Source organism: Mycobacterium sp. NGS39, from assembly GCF_059812765.1.
Genome location: NZ_JCALDH010000037.1, coordinates 1 through 259, shown reverse-complemented (window position 1 = coordinate 259; position 259 = coordinate 1). Strand labels below are relative to the sequence as shown.

Genomic DNA, 259 nt, shown 5'->3' with positions numbered 1-259 from the left:
CTTGATGGGCGCGGAGGCCGACGCCCTGTGCGGCGCCGGATACGGTCAGCGCAGTAGTGAGCGCACGAATCAGCGCAACGGGTACCGCAGTCGCCAATTCGACACGCGCGCAGGCACGTTGGATCTGGCGATCCCCAAGCTGCGGCACGGCTCCTACTTTCCGGACTGGCTATTGGAACGGCGCAAACGCGCCGAGCGGGCACTGACCACGGTGGTGGCCACCTGCTATCTGCTCGGCGTGTCGACGCGGCGGATGGAC

General features: G+C 67.2%; 1 protein-coding gene. It reads left to right on the top strand.

Annotation, left to right across the window (positions count from 1 at the left end; translation table 11 throughout):
* Positions 1–259 (top strand): transposase (locus AC5Y39_RS21250; RefSeq protein ID WP_500048292.1); only part of this gene is annotated, 259 nt, incomplete at both ends.